Source organism: Faecalibacterium sp. 9, from assembly GCF_048320955.1.
Classification (GTDB): domain Bacteria; phylum Bacillota; class Clostridia; order Oscillospirales; family Ruminococcaceae; genus Faecalibacterium; species Faecalibacterium wellingii.
Genome location: NZ_JBLWGB010000001.1, coordinates 1,087,027 through 1,105,105, shown reverse-complemented (window position 1 = coordinate 1,105,105; position 18,079 = coordinate 1,087,027). Strand labels below are relative to the sequence as shown.

Genomic DNA, 18,079 nt, shown 5'->3' with positions numbered 1-18,079 from the left:
GGAAAAATCCACCCGACATCCCCACGGAAAGGGGGTGAGAAGATGGAAGCTATCCCTCGCAACGATGGCGAACAGTACCGATTCGATGCGTTCTGCAAAGCGGTGCTGCGAAATGAGGCCCGGAACTATCACCGAAATAAGAAACGTCTGCTTGACCGTGAAAAGTCATTCAGCGTTCTTTCGTTGGAAGAACTGGGGCAGCTCACGAGTGTAGACCATTATCCAAGTGAAGAATTTGTATTTTCATCCTACGGCTGTGATCTGCACATCGACAATGAACTTGTTGCCAATGCGTTTGCCGCTCTGCCAAAGCAAGAGCAAAGCATTCTGATTCTGTTTTGTGTTCTGGAACTGGGCGATGGCGAGATTGGCGACCTCATGGGAATGTCCCGGAGTGCTGTTCAACGGCACCGGGCAAAAACGCTGAACGAGCTGCGAAAAAAGCTAAAGGCGCACTTGCCGGAGGGAGGTTAGGCGTAAATGAACTCCTATGAACACACGAGCAGAGATTTTTTGCCGCTCTCGGTGATTCGTTCTGCCTGCGCCGGGGACACCGATGCAGTTGAACAGGTTTTGCGACATTACAGAGGTTATATCAACAAGCTCTGTACAGGCATTCTCTATGACAAGCACGGTCAGCCTCATGTGTGCATAGACGAGTACATGAAACGCCATCTGGAAATCAAACTTATTTCCTCTATTGTGACCAGAGCCGAAACGGTCTGACTCTTTCCACGTTTCGGGACAGCACCTTGAAAAATATGCCCGCAGGACAATGGTGGTGCATCATAGGGCAAACGGATACGTTGCTGTCTGTATCGAGCCGGACGGCGGGTGCGCCACGATGCTTTTCTTTGAAAAGTGGAGCGATCATCACCACGCCGCAATGCAAGCGCGGCTGCTTGCGGGTCATGACATACAGGCAGACTGATACTCCCTTACCGTCAAAGTCCGAGCGTTCAGAGCGTCGCAGGCAATGAGCAGGGCTGCATGAGGAATGCAGGGGTGAGATTCCCGTGGGCTGCTGCCAGCAGCCATCCGTTGGCTCATTTTTTGATTTTTAAGAAAGGGGATTTTACGATGCAAGCGAAAAAGACAAACCCTGAAAAAACAAAAAATCCAGAGATGCTTACTCTGGATTCGACTTATCGTATTGGCAATCGCTCCTTTATCGTTGAGCCGGTGTTCAAAGAAGAAAGCTCCCAGACCTTAGGAGAAGTTCTTCTCCGGCTGATGAAATCCGAAAGCGAAAAATTATAATGACCTTTCGGGAGGCAGCGGACAGAGAAAGCGGATTGTGTTATAATATAGGTGTACAAGTGAATTTGCTATTCGACTGTCCCAAGAAAGGAGCGAGTATGAAACAGTCGAGTAACAAGAAATCCCGTGAAGCAACCGCTTTTCTCTATGAGCGTCTTTCCCGTGATGATAATTTGGAGGGCGAGAGTTACAGCATCGGCAACCAAAAGAAACTGCTCACCAAAGTTGCAAAGGAAAAAGGCTATACCAATCTGGTTCACTTTCTGGATGATGGCATTTCCGGCGTGACCATGAACCGTCCCGGTTTCGTTGAAATGATGCAGCAACTTGAACAAGGGAAAGCCTCTGCTGTGTTCGTCAAAGACCTTTCCCGTCTGGGCCGAAACTATATCGAGGTCGGGCGGCTGACAGAAGAATTTTTCCCGGACCATGACATCCGACTTGTTGCCGTTTCGGACAACATCGACACGGCCGAGGGAGAAAATGAACTGGCACCCATCCGAAACCTGTTCAATGAGTGGTATGCCCGCGACATCAGCAAGAAACGCCGTATCAGTAATAAAATCAAAGGCAACTCCGGCGAACCGATGGGGCTTCCTCCCTATGGATATATCAAGGACCCGAACAATCCCAAGCATTGGGTCATTGATGAAGAAGCTGCACAAGTTGTCCGGCGCATTTTTGATATGACGTTGGAGGGCTTTGGCACGGAACAGATTGCCACCCAGTTTGAAAAGGAAGGCATCCTGACGCCGCAGGCCTACTGGATTCAGAAAGGCATCGGCCGTCCCGGAAAGACCAAGACGCGCCCCGCCACCAAGTGGAATGGCTCCACGATTACCCATCTTCTGTACCAGCAGGAGTATTGTGGTGATGTTCTGAACTTCAAAACCTACTCCAAGTCCTACAAGAACAAGAAGCGGATTCATAACGACCCGGAAAATTGGGTGGTGTTCCAAGATGTTCACGAACCCATTATTGAACGTGCCGTGTTTGAGCAGGTACAGCAGAAACGCGGAAAAATGCGCAAACGCCGTACCAGCAACGGAGAACACAATATGTTCTCTGGCTTACTTGTCTGCGCAGACTGCGGCTGCAATCTGCACTTCCACTTCAATCAGGGCAACCCGGAAATCAAGTATTTCAACTGCTCCAACTACAAGGGCAACCGTGGCACCTGCCAATCCACCCATTACATCCGTGTGGATTTTCTGGAAGAAGTGGTGCTGGGCGAGATTCAGCGGCTGACCAAGTTTGCCAGCCTCTATGAGGACGACTTTTTGAAGGCTGTTATCGGGCACTCCCAGCAGGCAGACGAAGCCGACCGCAAGCTGAAAGAGAAAGAGTTGAAAGCACTCCTTGCCCGTGATGAAGAACTGGACGGCCTCTTTGAGCGCATCTATGAGGACAATGTTTCCGGCAAGATCTCTGATGAACGCTTTTCCAGAATGTCCCGGAGATATGAGGACGAGCAAAAGGAGCTGACCGAGAAAATCAAACAGCTCCGCTCCGAAATCGAAAAGCAGAGCAGCCGCACCATGACAACGGATATGTTCATCAGTCTGGTTCGCAAGTACACCAGAGCAAAAAAGCTGACACCCCGGATGCTGAATGAACTGGTGGAAAAAATCGAAGTGTTCAATGCAGAAAAGGTCAACGGTGTATGGGAGCAGCGGCTCCGTATTCACTATAACTGTGTGGGTACCATCGAGATTCCAAGCGCACTTCCTTTGCCGACACCCGATGTATCGGTGAATACAAGAAAAGGCGTAGTTGTGAACTACGCCCCCTGTGATGTCGCTATTTAGCAAATAAAAAATGACGAATGTTCTTTGACAGCTAAATGCTGTAAGAACATTCGTCATGGTGCGGATAAGAGGACTTGAACCTCCACCGAGTTGCCCCGATTAGAACCTGAATCTAACGCGTCTGCCAATTCCGCCATATCCGCATATTCTGTTGTGTTCGTGAGCTGTGTTGCTCGGAACGATAGTTATTATACCAGATATGGCAGAATTGTCAAGCATTTTTTCAAAAAAACTTTTTCCTCACTACAAAACGTCATACTTTCGCGAAAAAGCCCTCTGCAGGCCGATTTTCCGGCGGTGCAGAGGGTCGGAGTTTCTTTGTTTTTTCTTCAGCAGACAGCCGTGTCGGAGGCCAGCAGATCAGACTCTGCCCCACACCAGCCACAGATACACAGAACCTGTCAGCACTGCAGCCAGCGTAAAGGGCACACCGATGCGCAGGAAGTCCCGGGTCGTGACGGTTTCACCGTTTTTGCGCAGCAGGCCGATGGCAGCAATATTGGCCGAAGCGCCGATCGGCGTCAGGTTGCCGCCCAGAGTGGCACCGGTGAGCAGGCCGAAGTAAAACACGTAGGGCTCCATCCCCCGGCCATCATTCATCAGTGCAGCAATGCTTTGCACCACGGGCAGCATGGCGGCTACGTATGGGATGTTATCGATGAATGCCGACAGCACGACCGAAACCACTACCAGCAGCGTAAACAGTCGGAAGGGGCTTTCTCCCGCCACGGCGTGGAACAGCCGGGCCGCTGCATCAATGACGCCCGCCGCCTGAATGCCTGCGATCACGATGAACAGACCAAACAACAGCAGCAGGGTATCGCAGTCCAGCTCACCCAGCACCCGCCCCAGCGGCTTTGCTGACTTTGCCCGCAGGCAGGCGCGCACGGTGCCAAACAGGCACAGGCCCATGCAGATAAGACCGCTGCGCAGCTCATACACCGTATGCAGCGGCCCGGCGGCGGGCTCCGGCAGGAAAGATGCCGCGATCAGCAGGCCTACCGTCAGCAGCATCAGGGCGGCGGGCACGTCGTCCTCCACTTCCGTTTCCACCTTTGCACAGACCGGCTGGGTCTCACGGCGGAACAGCCACAGCAGCACCGCCAGCGATGCCAGTGCGCCCAGCTCTACACCCCAGAAAATGCCCGGACGGCCCTGCATCCAGAAGAACTCGAAGAAGTTCATGTCCGCAAAGCTGCCCAGCAGGATGCTGGTGGTATCGCCCACCAGCGTGGCTGCGCCCTGCAGATTGGAGGATACCGCAATGGAAATGATCACCGGCACCGGCGAGATCTTCAACTTGCGGGCAATGGCAAGGCCCACCGGGGCCACCATGAGCACGGTAGCCACATTGTCCACAAAAGCACTGATGACACCGGCGAACAGCGCCAGCATACACACCGCCCGCTTGACATCCGGCACCCGGACGATGAGCATTTCCGCCAGACGGGCGGGCATTTTGCTCTCGATGAACAGCACCACCGTACCCATGGTGCCCGCCATCATCAGCAGAACGTTGTAATCCACCGCCTGCAGTGCCGCACGGAGCGAAAAGCCATATACCCCGGCCTCGCCCAGCACAATAAAGAGCACCGCACTGCACAGTGCCACCCACGGGCGGTACTGCTGCAGCCGCAGCATCAGCAGATAGGTGGCTGCAAACAGAAGCAGCGCAAGTGTCATTCCAGATTCTCCCTGTTACGGGTGTCGTTGTCCTCGTCGATCATGCGGTAGCCCACGCCCAGCTCATTGAGGATATAGGCGTTGCTGCCCGGGCGGCTGCCCAGCTTCTTGCGGATGTTGGCCATATTCACCTGCAGCTTCTTGGTGCTGCCGATGTCGGTATCGCCCCAGATGGCTTTGACGATGGCCGCATAGGTCATCACACGACCCGCGTGCTGGGAGAGGAACGCCACGATGTTGTACTCGGTCTGGGTCAGTTTGATTTCCTGCTCGTCCACAAACACCTTGCGGCGGTCATAATTGATGCGCATTCCCTGTGCGCGGAACTCCCCCGCCGGGGCATTGCCGCCGCGCAGGGCACCGTAACGGTTCAGGCGCAGGGCAGCACGCACGCGGGCCAGCAGCTCGCCGGTGCTGAAGGGCTTGGTGATATAGTCATTGGCCCCCAGATCCAGCGCTTCGATCTTATCCATCTCGTCGGTGCGGGCCGAGAGCACCACGATGGGGGTCATGTACTTCTGCCGCACGGTGCGGATGAACTCCAGACCGTCCCGGTCCGGCAGACCCAGATCCAGAATGACCAGATCCGGGTTGTGGGAGGCGAACAGGGTCAGGCCCATGGTACAGGTGTGGGCCACCAGCGCCTGATAATCATTGGTGGTCAGCAGCGTTTCGATAAAGCTGCAGATATTCGCCTCATCCTCCACAATGAGGACTTTGAATTTATTATTGCTCATCTTCTGCATCCTCCATTTCAATTTCTTCGGTCTCCAGCCAGAAGCGGATGGTGGTTCCCTCGCCCACCCGGCTCTCGGCCTTGATCTCGCCGCCGTGGGCTTTGATGATGGCTGCGCACACCGACAAGCCGATGCCCATGCCGTGCTTGCGGCTGTCTGCCGGTACATCCGGGTCGGTGCTGCCGGTGCCGGAGAACAGCGTTTTCAGCCGTTCTCTGGGGATGCCGCAGCCATTGTCCGTCACCTCGAACACCGCGCGATTGCCCACCGTGAACACCTTCAGGGTCAGTTTTGTCATGCCCTCGGCGTGCAGAGCGGCGTTTTCCAGCAGATTCATCAGCACCTGCTGGATAAGCATGGAATCCATGGGGATCACGATAAAGGCATCCGGCGTTTCCAGCTCCACCTGAATATCCGGGTATCGCTTGCGGAACTTGACCAGCACGGCATCCAGCAGTTCGTCCAGCACCGTGGGGGTCTTCTGCACCGTCACCTTCTCGCTGTCGATGCGGGTGACCGAGAGCAGGTTCTCCACCATGCGGGTCAGCCACTGGGCATCGCTGCAGGCCTCGCCCAGCAGCTTGATGGTCTTTGCCTTATCCAGCGAATCGTAGTTTTCGATCACGGTGGAGCAGGCACCATAAATGGAAGTGAGCGGGGTGCGCAGATCGTGGGAAACCGCGCGCAAGAGGTTCGCGCGCATTTTTTCCTTTTCGCTCTCCATGCGCAGCTGCTCCTGTTTTTTGATGCGGGTGGTCAGGGTGCTGGTCATGATGGACACCACAAGCATCACAAGGCCGGAAAACAGGTTTTCCGACAGAGTAAAGTTGAACGCGAAATACGGCGAGAGGAAGGCAAAATTCACCGCCAGCACGCTGATCAGGGACGCTGCCACGCCCCAGGCATATCCCTCTGTATACATTGATGTGACAAATACTGCCAGCATAAAAATCAGCATGGCGACGCCCTCAATGCGGCCCATAACGGCCTGTGTAAGCATCACCATGGCATAGGCAGCGAACAAAGCCAGCAGCATTACAGCGGCATCCCGTACAAGCGTCTGTTTTTTCATGCACATTCCCCTTCCCAAACAATATGTTTTCTCTCCTGAATTATACCATAGCTGTACTAAAGATACAGTAAAAATCCTTTGCCGTAAAGGGAGGACGGGGTTTGACACTCCCTCTTCCCCGTAGTAGAATAGCCTTATCCGCGCTTTATCTCACTGGATCAGGAGAATGACAGATGCTTTATTTTGAGAACGACTACTGCGAGGGTGCACACCCCGCGATCCTGCAAAAGCTGACCGAGACCAATTTTGAAAAGGTGTCCGGCTACGGCACCGACCCCTACTGCGCCAGCGCCAAGGCAAAGATCTGCGCCGCCTGCGGCTGCCCGGATGCAGATGTGTACTTTATCTCCGGCGGCACCCAGACCAACGCCATCGTCATTGCGTCCATGCTGCAGCGCTGGCAGGGCGTGCTGGCCGCAGCCACCGGCCATGTTGCCGCCCACGAGGCCGGTGCCATCGAGTACACCAGCCACAAGGTCATCCCGCTGCCGGCCCACGAGGGCAAGGTGAGCGCTGCCGATGTGCGCAGCTGGTGCGCTACCTTCTACGCCGATGCCAACCACGACCACATGGTGTTCCCCGGCATGGTGTATATCTCTCACCCGTCGGAGTACGGCACCCTGTACACTAAGGCGGAGCTGGAAGAGCTGCACGCCGTATGTCAGGAATACAAGATGCCGCTGTTCATGGACGGCGCACGGCTGGGCTACGGCCTGATGGCAAAGGGCACCGACGTCACCCTGCAGGACATTGCCCGCCTGACCGATGTGTTCTACATCGGCGGCACCAAAGTAGGCGCTCTGTGCGGCGAGGCCGTGGTGTTCCCTCACGGCGCACCGGCCCACTTTATGACTATGGTCAAGCAGCAGGGCGCGCTGCTTGCCAAGGGCCGTCTGCTGGGCCTGCAGTTCGACGTGCTGTTCACCGATGATCTGTACACCCGCATCAGCCGGAACGCCATCGAGACCGCAGACCGTCTGAAGGAGGGCCTTGCTGCCAAGGGCTACCGCTTCTATATGGAATCGCCCACCAATCAGGTGTTCCCCATTCTGGCAAACAGCCAGCTGGAAGCGCTGGAAGGTAAGGCGAAGTTCGGCTTCTGGGAGAAGTACGACGACACCCACACCGTGATGCGCATTGCCACCAGCTGGGCCACCCGCATGGAGGAGATCGAACAGCTGATTGCCCTGATGTGACCCTGCCGAAGATTTTCTGCCGATTTTATGCAGGATATCGATTGCAATTTTCTTCACGATATGGTATCTTTTGGGTATACCACATTAGGTTCGGAGACGGCCGGCTGCACTGCGCCGCCGCTTCCTGTAAAGTGATTGGAAGGAAGGTATTTTACCATGGGATTTTTTGATAAGCTGTTCGGCGGTAAGGCCGAGCAGGAAGAGACCGCTAAATTCTTTGGTCAGCGCAAGACCGTTTTGACCCCCATCCGCGGCAAGGTGCTGGCACAGGCCGACATCCCCGACGAGACCTTTGCACAGGGCATCCTTGGCCCCGGCTGCGGCATCGAGCCCACCGGCAAGACCGTGTATGCTCCGTTTGACGGCACCGTGGAACAGGTGGCTTCCACCCTGCACGCCGTGGGCCTGACCAGCGAGGACGGCATCGAGATCCTGATCCATGTTGGCATGGACACTGTGGAGATGCAGGGCAAGGGCTTCAAGGCACTGGTCAAGGTGGGCGATAAGGTCAAGGCCGGCACCCCGCTGCTGAAGGTGGATCTGGACGCCATCCGCGCCGCAGGCCATCCCACCGCTACTGCCATCATCGTGACCAACGGCGATGACATGGGCGAGCTGAAGATGCTGGCTGAGGGCGATGTGCTGGCAGGCACCCCGCTGTTCAAGTTCTGATCGTAATCGTAAAAGGCGTGAGCTTCCATTCGGAGGCCCACGCCTTTTTTGTTATTTCTTTTCTTGTTTATATTTCAGCATCTTCTGGGCGAAATGTCCATCGAAGAACTGGATGAAGGAGCCAAAGGCGATGATGATAACACCCACCACCATGCCGATGATGTGCCGTGCCGAGGGAGCCTGCCGGGTCTTGTTCATGACCTCCTTCTGTTTTTCACCATTCTGTTGTTTTTGTGTTGAAAATTCAGGGCTTCAGCCGTGCTTCAATGGCCGCCTTGTCCAGCCCTTCGCCAATGACGATGAGCACATCCTGCCCCTGCGGGATGGGGGCCAGCGTTTTTCCGGCGGCGGTGGCGTTCAGTTCCAGCCAGCCGGTCTGCCCGCCCGGGTCCGGCGCAAAGCCCTTCACCCGCAGCACATGGCCGCAGGCGGCATCCGCAAACAGGCGGTCTGCCGCAGCCTGCAGCTGCTGCAGCGTCAGGTGCTGTTCCAGAAAGCAGAGGGACGAAAAGGCTTTGTGCTCGTCAAAGTGCAGCTTTTCGCAGCTGGCCTGCCGGTATCCGCAGGACGCAAGGGCGGCAAGGTCGGCTTCGGTGAGCTGTGCCCAGTCCTTTGTCAGGATCTCCTCCGGCGCAAAGCGGCGGGAGCACTTGCAGCCTTCCAGCGCCCGGGTCAGGTGGGCCGCAGCGGCGGCCGTCTGGGCCTGCCCGGCCTGCCGGGTACGGCTGAGCAGCACCCGGCCCGCGTTGGCGGTCTCGGATGCCAGCAGATACTCTGCCTGCGGGGACAGGGTCTCGGGCAGCATGGCGTCCACAATGGCGATCACATTGCCCACCTGATACCAGCGGTCCAGCGGGTCGTCCCGCAGCACGTCAAAGAACTCGTCCACATCAAAGATGCCGCTGGGCTCCACCACCACCCGGTCGAACCCGCGCATGGCCATGGCAATGAGCTTGGTGCGCATCCGGCGCTGGTGAGTGTCGCAGTCACACCCGCCGCTGATGGTCTCAAGGTCGCAGCGGGGGCCCAGAAGGTCCTGCACCAGCATCGCGTCCACATTCACGGCCCCAAAGTCGTTTTCCAGAATGCAGACGTTGTGGCCCTGTTCCACCAGATACCGGACATACCGGCGCAGAAAGGTGGTCTTTCCTGCCCCCAGAAAGCCGGTGATAAGGTCTACCTGTACCATGATAAAAAGCACCTCCCATGCTGTTTTTGCTCCCGGCCGGGCATCAGCCGCAGTCCGAGCTATGGCTGTTTTCGATGATCTGCCGGGCAGCGGGCGCGATCCGGGCCGGGATGTTGGCGGGCTTTGCAAGGAAATAGCCCTGCAGGCCGTCCACGCCCAGCTCCAGCACCTTTTTCAGCTCCTCGGCCGTCTCCACGCCCTCGGCAATGATCTGCATGCTGCGCGGGTGGGCATAGGCCACGATGTTCTGCACGATCTGCTGTTTGTCGGGGTCGGTGTCGATGCCGCGGATGATGGTGAGATCCACCTTGATGAACCGGGGTGAAAGCTCCAGCAGGCTGCCCTCGTTGGAGTAGCCGCTGCCATAATCATCCAGCGCGAACACGCCGGAAGAGCTCGGCGCACGGCGCTTTGCCTCCATTGCTTCCCGGTCGATCGCCTCTTCCTCGGTGATCTCGATCACCACCTGGCGGAGCAGCTCATGCCAGCGGCTGTCCATATACTCGCAGTCCTCCTGCGGCAGGGCAATGCTTGCAATGGAGTTGATGAACAGCAGCGCGTCCCTGCGCACAAGACCCTCGCTGCGCAGGTGGTCAAAGGTCTCCAGCGACTTGAAGAAGGTCAGCCGTTCGATCTCCTGCAGTGCCCCCTGCTCCCGCGCCAGCTTCATGATGGCGGCAGGCGAACGCAGTCTCTCCATATCGGAGCGCATCAGGGCTTCGTAGGCCATCACCCGGCCATCGTGGGCCGAGAAGATGGGCTGGAACATATAGTACACCCGTTCCTCGGTAAGCAGCTGCTGGAAGTCCCGCCGCAGCTGTGCGGTCTGGGCTTCCCTGCGGTAGCTTTCCATGCTGAACTCCTGCAGGCAGCCCTTGTGGGAGTGCTTGACCTGATACAGCGCAAAGTCGGCATATTTTTTCAGGGTCTCCATGTCCCGGCTGTCCTCCGGGTACCATGCCATGCCGCCCGAGATGCTGATGCGCAGTTCGCTGCCGCCGGGCAGCACCGCCACGCTCTTCTGCATGGCGTCGCTCAGGATGCGCACCTTTTCCCGGATCTGTTCCCGCCCGGGATAGCCGTAGAACAGCAGCATGAACTCATCGCCGGACAGGCGGGCCACCACCGTGCCGGCGGGGGTATTTTCTGCCAGACAGAGGCCGGTGCGGTGGATGTACTGGTCGCCCCAGTCGTGGCCGTAGGTGTCGTTGATGTGCTTGAGGTTGTCCAGATCCATCATCAGCAGGGCTGCGGTGCCCAGCTGCTGCGGGTCCTCAAACAGCTCCCCGCACACCCGCTGGAAGGCCTGACGGTTGTACAGGCCGGTGAGGATATCGTAGTCCCGTTCGTGCTCGATGCGCAGGCGCTCCAGCGTGGCGATGGTGACATCCTCGGCCAGACCCACCTGCACGTTCCAGTCTTTGGTGACGCGCAGCAGAACGTAGCGGGTCTGGCCATCCTTGCGGATGGTCAGCAGCTTGTCTCCCCTTTCCGTGGTGGTGCAGGGGCGGGAAAGCTGGATCCGGGTCAGCGTCTCCTCAAAGCGGCGCACGCTCAGGAAGCAGTCCGCGGGCTTGGGTTCACCCAGCAGGGAAAAAAAGTTATCGGTAACATACACGCTGCCGGTGTCGAACCGCAGCTCATAGCCGCCCAGCTCCACACTGGCCATATCCATGATGCGCAGAAACTTTGTGGAGTTGTTCAGCAGCTCGCTGTTCAGGCTGGTCAGTGCATCGGCCAAACGATCCAGCTCTCGGATCTTTGTATGGGACAGCTCCGGGAACTTCTTTTTCTCCTGCCCGTCCACCACCTCGTGATACAGCAGCTCCACCGGGCGGGCCAGCTTGCGGGCGATCAGCAGGCTGCTCAGAATGCCCAGCACCAGCGTGCCCACCACCACAGCGGTGAGCACATGCCGGACATTCTGCGCAAAGGCGAACAGCGTCTTGCTGTTCACTGCACCGATCAGCAGCCAGTGCTCCTCGGAGAAGGGCGCGTTGCGGCTGTACAGGAAGATGGGCATTGCCACCGCGTAGTAATCCCGTTTGTGCAGGTTCAGCCAGCAGCCGTCTGCCCGCCTCTCGCAGCGCATCATGCTTTCCGGCGCTTCCAGTGCATAGCTATCCTGACTGGACGTGACCGACTTGCTGACCACGAATTCCTCGGCGTCCTCGTCCGCAGTGGTGGACACCAGAAAATACGCGCCTCTTTTCTCGTTCTGCAGCTCTTCATAGGGCATTTTTTCCTGCACATAGCTGGTGAGCAGCTCCACGCCCACCACGCCGTACACCGTGCCGTCCGGCAGGATCAGCGGCTGAGAGTAGGCAATGGCCGAGCGGTCATCGCCCGAGATCGTGTACACGCTGGTGGTCCAGCGGCCGTAATATTCCTCGCTCAGGCGGGCATTGTCCTCATAGGCCCGCAGGAACGGCTCCTTGAAAAAGCCCCGGCCCTTCAGGCCGTAGTAGCGCAGGACAGGCTGCCAGCTTTTATCGGTGGTGATGCCCAGCGCCTTGACCACCGCCGCGCTGCCGCGCTCGATCAGCAGATCGGCATTCTCCTCCGAGGGGCGGGCATCCGGGTCCAGATCCCGCAGGTAGATGCCGGGCACACCGCTGCCCACATCCAGAAGGCGCAGATCCTCGGTGTTCAGCACCACAAAAATACCGGTGACAGACCGTGCGCGCAGGGTGTTGACCAGCTCCGGTGCAATGGCGGCAAGCAGAGCGCTGCTCTGTTCACTGTCGGTGTTCAGGGCATCCAGATCCAGACGGCCCGTGTTCACCATGGAAAGGGTGGCCCGGTCGATGTAGTCCGAGAGATCGGTCAGGTCCTGTGCATTCTGCATCAGGTCCTGCATGTAACCGACGCGGTTGCGCACCTGCATGGCAAGCATGTCCTTTGCGTTCTGGTTCAGCCTGCCGCCCACATCGGTGACGCAGATGCTGATCACGAGCAGCAGGACCTCTGCCACCAGTACCAGCATCATCGCCCCGAAAATGGTGCGGAAGATCGGTTGCGTCTTTTCTCCGCGCCGGGGCGTCTGTGTGCCCTGCGCTGCCCGCCTGTGCAGCATCATTCCTCACCTCTTTTTCTCCGTATGTCCCGCGCAGCTCAGCCCTCGTACTGTGCAAGCTTTGCGCAGATGTCCTGATACCATGCCTCAAAATACTCGTCGGTCAAAAACTCGGCCTCTGCCTCGGCGGCACTCTGGCCCTCGGCAATGCGCTGGACCACTGTCTCGCGGTCCGCTGCGGCAAGGTCGCTCAGGCCGTATTCCAGCACCTTGCGGGCGCTGTTGCTGCCTGCAAAGGCGTGGGGCGTATACAGACGATTCCCGTTCACCGTATCCACCGCAACCGCCAGCGTCTGCTGCATGTTATCGTCCAAGGTCAGGCCGCTGGCAAGGATCTCCTGCATATCGTTGGCCTTCCGGGTGACAGGCAGATAGCCCGAGCCCACCGAGAACGCAATGTTGTTCTCCGCCCGGACGAACCATTTGAGGAACTCCACCGAGGCCTTGACCTCCTCCTCTTTGGCTGCTGTCACCACCATGCCGGCACCCTGCTGCACCGCTACCGCCTCGCCGCCTTCAAACTGCGGGGCGGGCAGTGTCTTCAGACTGATCTCATGGCTCTCGTTGGCGTCGTTCGTCACCCTGGCGGGGAAGAAGGTGGCGCTGGAGCTGGAGCCCACATAGGCCAGCACGTTGCCGGTCTTGATATCATCGCTGCGGAAGCGGCCGGTGGCGGCAAACCAGCCCCTGACAAAGGGAACATAGTAATTGTCCCACAGCCTGCGGGCCACATCGCGCTCAAAGTTAACGGTCATTCTGCCGTCCTTCACCGCAAAGATGGTGTCGCCCAGCTGCTGTGCGCCCACCAGCATATAGTTTGCCATGGCATCACGGCCGAACAGCGCCTTGCCGTCATCCGGCGCAGCGGTCTGGGCATCGGTCCAGTTGTAGTATTTTTCTGCGGCGGCCGTCAGCCCCTCCATGGTGGCAAGGTCCTCGTAGCGGACACCGGCGGCATCGGCAAAGGCCTGCCAGTCGGTATCATTGAGGAACAGCAGCTCGGTGGATTTTGCCACCGGGAAGATCTTGATGCTGTCGTCCTCCCCGAAGCCTCCCTCCGAGAGGTAGCCCTCCACGAACTGAGCCTTTTCCTCCTCGGTCAGGCAGGGGGCAAGGTCCACCACCATGCCCATCTGGTCCAGCGCATAGGCGGTGTCGGCGTAGGCCGAGAAGATATTGGGCATGGCGGCAGCGCCCACCTTGCCCTCGGCAGAGTCCATCACGCTGGTTTCCAGATCGTTGACGCTGCCCTGACTCTCGGTGGACACCTTGATGCCCTTTTGGGCACCGACGGTCTCGTTGAACTGCTCCACAAGTCTGGTAAAGCTTTCCAGCTGGTCGCCATTGTAATAGGTCCACACCATGATATTGGTCACTTTGGCGGGCACTTCTGGCCCGGCACTGTCGCTGCAGCCGGCGCAGCCCAGTGCCAGTGCCGCCGCGCACAGTCCGCACAGCAGCGACTTGATCTGTTTTTTCATTGGTTTTCTCCCTCCGGGTGCTGCACAGCAGGCTTGCCCGCCCGTGTCCAGTTTACATCCAGTTTATCATACCATCATTTTCCGCTGGCGTAAACAGAAACGCGCAAAAATCACCCACAGCGCAGAGAGAAAGGCCCCGACCAGCCGGAAAAACCGGCTTTTGGGCAGCACAAAGGGCCGTCCCCCGCATTCGGAGACGGCCCTTTGCTTTATGATAACCCTGACTTTTGGGAGAAACGCATCAGCCCTTCAGTTCCAGCAGTGCATCGCCCTGCTTCACGGTACCGGAGGCTTTGGGGGTGACCGCTGCATACTCGTCGGTGTTGCAGACGATCAGCGGCGTGGTGACGGGATAGCCCTCGGCCTTGATGGCCTCGATGTCAAAGCGGATCAGCGGCTGGCCCTTGCGCACCTTGTCGCCCTCATTGACGAGGTAGGTGAAGTACTTTCCGCCCAGCTTGACGGTGTCGATGCCAATGTGCATCAGCAGCTCCGCGCCGTCAACGGTGGTCATGCCCACCGCGTGGTGGGTGTCGAAGGTGGAAGAGATCTCGCCGTCGGCAGGAGCCACCAGCTCACCCACCGCAGGCTCGATGGCAATGCCGTCGCCCAGCGCACCGCTGGCAAAGGCCTCGTCCTTCACCTCGGCCAGCGGGACAACGGTGCCGGTGAGGCAGGCTGCAAGCACGGTATCCTTTGCGGCTGCTGCCGGAGCTGCGGGAGCCGCTGCCGGGGCGGGTGCTGCAGCCGCTGCCGGGGTCTTGGGTGCATTTTCCAGATAATCCTCCAGCTTTGCCTTGATGACTGCCACCTTGGGGCCGTACACCACCTGAACGCCATTGCCTTTGCAGATGACGCCGGAGGCACCGGAGGCCTTGAGCACATCCTGCCGGACCAGCGCAGCATCCTTGACGGTGCAGCGCAGGCGGGTGGCACAGCAGTCCACGTCGGACAGGTTGTCGGTGCCGCCCAGACCTTCCACGATCAGGGCGCTGACCGGGTCATCCCCTGCGGGGGCGTTGCTGCCGGAAGCGGCGCTGCGGGCGTTCACGTCCGCACGGGTGTACAGCTTGACCTCCTCCGCATCGTCGCGGCCCGGGGTCTTGTAGTCAAACTTGGAGATCATGAAGCGGAAGATCAGGTAGTACAGCACAAAATACACCGCACCCACAACGACCACCCAGATCCAGTGGGTCTTGGCGTTGCCCTGCATCGCGCCGAACAGCACCAGATCGATCAGACCGCCGGAGAAGGTCATGCCCACGCCCACGTTCAGGATATGCATGAGCATGAAGGACAGGCCCGCCAGCACGCAGTGCACGGCGTACATGGGCAGTGCCACAAAGATGAAGGTGAACTCCAGCGGCTCGGTGATGCCGGTGAGGAAGGCGGTCAGGGCTGCAGAAAGCAGCAGGCCGCCTGCCGCCTTTTTCTTTTCCGGCTTTGCGCAGTGGTACATTGCCAGCGCAGCGCCGGGCAGGCCGAACATCATAAAGGGGAATTTACCGGCCATGAAGCGGGTAGCGCTGACCGAGAACACAGTAGTGGACTTGGAGGCCAGCTCTGCAAAGAAGATGTTCTGGGCACCGGTCACGGTGACGCCGTCGATGATGGCGGTGCCGCCCACAGCGGTCTGCCAGAACGGCATATAGAACACATGGTGCAGGCCGAAGGGGATCAGTGCGCGCTCCAGCAGGCCGTAGATAAAGGTGCCTGCATAGCCGGAAGCCAGCACCAGTGCGCCCAGCGCAGCAATGCCGCTTTGCACCACCGGCCAGATGTAGAACATGGCGATGCCGACTACCAGATACACGATGGAGCTGATGATGGGCACAAAGCGGGTGCCGCCGAAGAAGGCCAGAACCTGCGGCAGCTCGATCTTATAGAACTTGTTGTGCAGGGCTGCCACGCCCAGACCGACCACGATGCCGCCAAACACGCCCATCTGCAGGGTGGTGATGCCCAGCATGGTGGTGGTGGAGTTGGCGGGCATTGCGTCCACGCCGCCTGCGGCGTTGATCATGGCCTGAATGGCCGTGTTCATGATGATATAGGCCACCGCACCGGACAGGGCGGCCACCTCTTTTTCCTTGCGGGCCATGCCGATGGCCACGCCCATGGCGAACAGCAGGGCCAGATTGTTGAACACAGCGCTGCCGGTCTGGCTCATCACGTCCAGAATGGTGTAGATCAGGGTACCGGGGTGGATGACGCTGTTCAGGCCATAGGCCGCCAGCATGGTCTCGTTGGTGAACGAGCTGCCGATGCCCAGCAGCAGGCCCGCCACGGGCAGCAGTGCAATGGGCAGCATAAAGCTGCGTCCGACACGCTGCAGCACGCCAAAGATCTTGTCTTTCATCTTCAATTCTCCTTTTTCCAAATTCATATCCAGCAAATATATCCACACGCAGGCGCGGCCTGCGGAGAATCAGAGGTACGGCGGTGCGGGAAAACCAATTTTTGCAGCTTGACCCGGAGCGAAAGCCTTCACCCCTTGGGGACAGATTTCTCCCGCGCCGGGGGAAAATGTCGCATAGCGACAAAAGGGGGAGCAGGTGGCGCGTAGCGCCGGATGAGGGGTATTTAGGGTAAAATGCTGTTGTCCTGCGCCCTCATCAGTCACCTGCGGTGACAGCTTCCCCCGACCGGGGGAAGCCTTTATTCGGAAAGTTGATTTCCATGTGCGGCGACCGGCTTACTTTCCCATCCGGATGCGCTTCAGGTGGATGGTGAGGAACACCAGCTCCTCGTCCGAAAGCTCCTTGTTCCATGTGTTGCGCACGTAATCCGCTAGGCAGCAGGCACATTTATAATGTTCGCTGCAGTTCCGTGCGATCAGCGCCCGGAACATCTCATCGTGGGCATCGTTCTCGCTCTCCTGTTTGCCCTGAAACACCCGCTGCGCAAAAAAGCGCAGATGCACCGTGAAGCGGCTGAAATCCAGCGCGTCCCGGTCAAAATGGCAGCCGTAGAAGCACTCCACCACCTGCACGCAGCCGTCCACAAAGCGGGTAACGTCGTTCACCACGCTCATGGTGGTGTTCAGCTCCGCATTGACGATGTGCAGGGCGATGAAGCCGCCCTCGTCGTCCGAGAGGTCTGCTTTGCAGCGCTGGCGGATGATTGCCAGACAGTCCATGCCAAGGCGGTACTCCTGCGGATAGAATTCCCGGATCGGTGCCATGAGCGGGTTAGAGAAGCGAATGCCCTGCTCACTGCGCTGGATGGCAAAGCTGATGTGGTCGGCCAGCGTGATGAGCAGGCTCTCGTTCAGCGGGTAGTTCACCCGGCTGCGGATCATTGCCACCAGCTCATCGGTGAGCAGCAGATGCTCATAGGGGATCTGTTCCAGCAGCTCCACCAGCTTCTGCTGCACGGCAGGGCTGGTCATGCGGTAGCTGCGCTCCACCTTTCCGGCGTCCAGCTTGTACCCCGGCTTTGCACCAAAGCCCAGCCCGCGCCCGGTAACGATCAGCTCGCAGCCGGTGGGGTCCACCACCCGCAGGATGTTGTTGTTGATCGGTTTTTTGACGGTATATTGCATCGTCTCTCCTCCTCAGGCCGAAAAAGGCAATAAAAAAAGACCACTCCTGACACAGCAAATAACACCGAAGGCTGAAACACGCTTTCGGCTTGTGCTGTGCAGAGTTGGTCTAGCCCGCCAAACGGTAACAATCCAACGACGCTGCTCACGTACGATTTTCTTTTGATCTGGCCCAAAGCGGCCCGCCGCATGAATGCAGACCGGCTCTGTGCTTTTTTAAAATAGCATATTTTTTGCAGGGCGTCAAGGCGGAAATGGCCTTCCGGTTCCGTTTTATCAGGCTGTCCAAATTCAGGTGATATTTTACAGCAGAATGACGAGTAAAGAGAATCTCTGCCCCCGGGTTTTTCCACCGCTTATC

General features: G+C 58.2%; 15 protein-coding genes and 1 tRNA gene. 6 read left to right on the top strand and 10 right to left on the bottom strand.

The features are described from left to right. The first annotated feature begins 42 nt into the window (after positions 1–42). The 4 genes from ACKXF9_RS05265 to ACKXF9_RS05250 all read left to right on the top strand — a co-directional run bounded on the left by ACKXF9_RS05265 (position 43) and on the right by ACKXF9_RS05250 (position 3,068). Positions 43–474 (top strand): sigma-70 family RNA polymerase sigma factor, encoded by a 432-nt coding sequence (locus tag ACKXF9_RS05265; RefSeq protein WP_015536578.1) that lies wholly within the window; start codon positions 43–45, stop codon positions 472–474. Positions 475–480: 6 nt separating this feature from the next. Then, positions 481–726 carry a helix-turn-helix domain-containing protein gene (locus tag ACKXF9_RS05260; protein ID WP_117477652.1) on the top strand — a complete coding sequence of 82 codons (246 nt, stop codon included), beginning with the start codon at positions 481–483 and terminating at the stop codon, positions 724–726. Between the two features lie 264 nt (positions 727–990). After that, on the top strand, positions 991–1,260 hold the full coding sequence (locus ACKXF9_RS05255; RefSeq protein WP_418265510.1) for a hypothetical protein: 270 nt from the start codon (positions 991–993) through the stop codon (positions 1,258–1,260). A gap of 98 nt (positions 1,261–1,358) precedes the next feature. Continuing rightward, on the top strand, positions 1,359–3,068 hold the full coding sequence (locus tag ACKXF9_RS05250) for a recombinase family protein (protein WP_242889266.1): 1,710 nt from the start codon (positions 1,359–1,361) through the stop codon (positions 3,066–3,068). A 56-nt stretch (positions 3,069–3,124) separates the two neighbouring features. On the opposite strand, the gene ACKXF9_RS05245 is transcribed toward ACKXF9_RS05250, so the two are convergent. The 4 genes from ACKXF9_RS05245 to ACKXF9_RS05230 form a co-directional block, all read right to left on the bottom strand. After that, positions 3,125–3,211, bottom strand: a tRNA-Leu gene (locus ACKXF9_RS05245). Positions 3,212–3,428: 217 nt separating this feature from the next. After that, complete coding sequence (locus ACKXF9_RS05240) at positions 3,429–4,751, bottom strand: SLC13 family permease (RefSeq protein WP_418265509.1); 1,323 nt, start codon at positions 4,749–4,751, stop codon at positions 3,429–3,431. Then, positions 4,748–5,488, bottom strand: a complete 741-nt coding sequence (locus tag ACKXF9_RS05235) for a response regulator transcription factor (protein ID WP_339395519.1) — start codon at positions 5,486–5,488, stop codon at positions 4,748–4,750. The genes ACKXF9_RS05240 and ACKXF9_RS05235 overlap by 4 nt, the downstream gene beginning before the upstream one ends. Further along, positions 5,478–6,560: a sensor histidine kinase gene (locus ACKXF9_RS05230; RefSeq protein WP_418265508.1), complete on the bottom strand. Its 1,083-nt coding sequence runs from the start codon at positions 6,558–6,560 to the stop codon at positions 5,478–5,480. Before ACKXF9_RS05230 ends, ACKXF9_RS05235 begins: the two co-directional genes overlap by 11 nt. Positions 6,561–6,733: 173 nt before the next feature. Between ACKXF9_RS05230 and ACKXF9_RS05225 the strand changes: the two genes are divergently transcribed. Beyond that, positions 6,734–7,756, top strand: a complete 1,023-nt coding sequence (locus tag ACKXF9_RS05225) for a threonine aldolase family protein (RefSeq protein ID WP_418265507.1) — start codon at positions 6,734–6,736, stop codon at positions 7,754–7,756. Positions 7,757–7,912: 156 nt separating this feature from the next. Next, a complete protein-coding gene (locus ACKXF9_RS05220) occupies positions 7,913–8,428 on the top strand; it encodes a PTS sugar transporter subunit IIA (protein ID WP_249238039.1) in 516 nt (171 codons plus the stop codon). A 51-nt stretch (positions 8,429–8,479) separates the two neighbouring features. Here ACKXF9_RS05220 and ACKXF9_RS05215 read toward each other — a convergent pair whose 3' ends face one another. The 6 genes from ACKXF9_RS05215 to ACKXF9_RS05190 all read right to left on the bottom strand — a co-directional run bounded on the left by ACKXF9_RS05215 (position 8,480) and on the right by ACKXF9_RS05190 (position 17,718). Then, the gene (locus ACKXF9_RS05215; protein ID WP_418265506.1) at positions 8,480–8,626 is read right to left on the bottom strand and encodes a hypothetical protein; all 147 of its coding nucleotides are present in this window, start codon (positions 8,624–8,626) and stop codon (positions 8,480–8,482) included. 46 nt (positions 8,627–8,672) lie between these two features. Beyond that, positions 8,673–9,617, bottom strand: a complete 945-nt coding sequence (locus ACKXF9_RS05210) for a GTP-binding protein (RefSeq protein ID WP_418265505.1) — start codon at positions 9,615–9,617, stop codon at positions 8,673–8,675. Between the two features lie 43 nt (positions 9,618–9,660). Continuing rightward, the gene (locus ACKXF9_RS05205) at positions 9,661–12,696 is read right to left on the bottom strand and encodes an EAL domain-containing protein (RefSeq protein WP_418265504.1); all 3,036 of its coding nucleotides are present in this window, start codon (positions 12,694–12,696) and stop codon (positions 9,661–9,663) included. Between the two features lie 35 nt (positions 12,697–12,731). Further along, the gene (locus ACKXF9_RS05200; protein ID WP_418265503.1) at positions 12,732–14,174 is read right to left on the bottom strand and encodes an extracellular solute-binding protein; all 1,443 of its coding nucleotides are present in this window, start codon (positions 14,172–14,174) and stop codon (positions 12,732–12,734) included. A 241-nt stretch (positions 14,175–14,415) separates the two neighbouring features. Next, complete coding sequence (locus ACKXF9_RS05195) at positions 14,416–16,533, bottom strand: glucose PTS transporter subunit IIA (RefSeq protein ID WP_418265502.1); 2,118 nt, start codon at positions 16,531–16,533, stop codon at positions 14,416–14,418. Between the two features lie 336 nt (positions 16,534–16,869). Continuing rightward, entirely contained in the window at positions 16,870–17,718 is an 849-nt protein-coding gene (locus ACKXF9_RS05190) for a PRD domain-containing protein (RefSeq protein ID WP_249238033.1), read from the bottom strand. Positions 17,719–18,079 lie beyond the last annotated feature (361 nt).

Coding starts and splice junctions, on each gene's coding strand:
- ACKXF9_RS05220 (WP_249238039.1), top strand. CDS start 7,913: ATGGGATTTTTTGATAAGCTGTTCGGCGGTAAGGCCGAGCAGGAAGAG.
- ACKXF9_RS05190 (WP_249238033.1), bottom strand. CDS start 17,718: ATGCAATATACCGTCAAAAAACCGATCAACAACAACATCCTGCGGGTG.
- ACKXF9_RS05215 (WP_418265506.1), bottom strand. CDS start 8,626: ATGAACAAGACCCGGCAGGCTCCCTCGGCACGGCACATCATCGGCATG.
- ACKXF9_RS05240 (WP_418265509.1), bottom strand. CDS start 4,751: ATGACACTTGCGCTGCTTCTGTTTGCAGCCACCTATCTGCTGATGCTG.
- ACKXF9_RS05195 (WP_418265502.1), bottom strand. CDS start 16,533: ATGAAAGACAAGATCTTTGGCGTGCTGCAGCGTGTCGGACGCAGCTTT.
- ACKXF9_RS05235 (WP_339395519.1), bottom strand. CDS start 5,488: ATGAGCAATAATAAATTCAAAGTCCTCATTGTGGAGGATGAGGCGAAT.
- ACKXF9_RS05250 (WP_242889266.1), top strand. CDS start 1,359: ATGAAACAGTCGAGTAACAAGAAATCCCGTGAAGCAACCGCTTTTCTC.
- ACKXF9_RS05230 (WP_418265508.1), bottom strand. CDS start 6,560: ATGAAAAAACAGACGCTTGTACGGGATGCCGCTGTAATGCTGCTGGCT.
- ACKXF9_RS05265 (WP_015536578.1), top strand. CDS start 43: ATGGAAGCTATCCCTCGCAACGATGGCGAACAGTACCGATTCGATGCG.
- ACKXF9_RS05200 (WP_418265503.1), bottom strand. CDS start 14,174: ATGAAAAAACAGATCAAGTCGCTGCTGTGCGGACTGTGCGCGGCGGCA.
- ACKXF9_RS05205 (WP_418265504.1), bottom strand. CDS start 12,696: ATGATGCTGCACAGGCGGGCAGCGCAGGGCACACAGACGCCCCGGCGC.
- ACKXF9_RS05260 (WP_117477652.1), top strand. CDS start 481: ATGAACTCCTATGAACACACGAGCAGAGATTTTTTGCCGCTCTCGGTG.
- ACKXF9_RS05225 (WP_418265507.1), top strand. CDS start 6,734: ATGCTTTATTTTGAGAACGACTACTGCGAGGGTGCACACCCCGCGATC.
- ACKXF9_RS05255 (WP_418265510.1), top strand. CDS start 991: ATGAGGAATGCAGGGGTGAGATTCCCGTGGGCTGCTGCCAGCAGCCAT.
- ACKXF9_RS05210 (WP_418265505.1), bottom strand. CDS start 9,617: ATGGTACAGGTAGACCTTATCACCGGCTTTCTGGGGGCAGGAAAGACC.